Source organism: Saezia sanguinis, assembly GCF_003991585.1.
GTDB lineage: Bacteria > Pseudomonadota > Gammaproteobacteria > Burkholderiales > Burkholderiaceae_C > Saezia > Saezia sanguinis.
Genome location: NZ_PQSP01000108.1, coordinates 1 through 262, shown reverse-complemented (window position 1 = coordinate 262; position 262 = coordinate 1). Strand labels below are relative to the sequence as shown.

General features: G+C 41.6%; 1 protein-coding gene. It reads left to right on the top strand.

Annotated elements, in window-relative coordinates; all coding sequences use genetic code 11:
- The coding region (locus CUZ56_RS16065) for a hypothetical protein (protein ID WP_204250956.1) at nucleotides 1–262 on the top strand (262 nt) is incomplete at both ends.

The following is a 262-nucleotide window of genomic DNA, read 5'->3' as shown; positions in this document are numbered from 1 at the left end:
GTCCATGCACTATGAAACGACCTTCGAGAATGATCGCTATGTATCGGTGGTTCTTCATGTTTTGTATCAGGGAAAATATTTAGCGCATCCGGAAAGTTATGCGTATGGTCTCATTTTTGATAAGCGCACCGGCGATCGAGCGGATTTGTCGTCTGAGGTGATATGGCCTTCGCCTGCGTCTATTTTAAAAGGTCTTGTTAATAGGGAATATGTTCTTTTGAATGAACAAGATCAGTCAATCGTTTATGATTCGTCTTTCAAG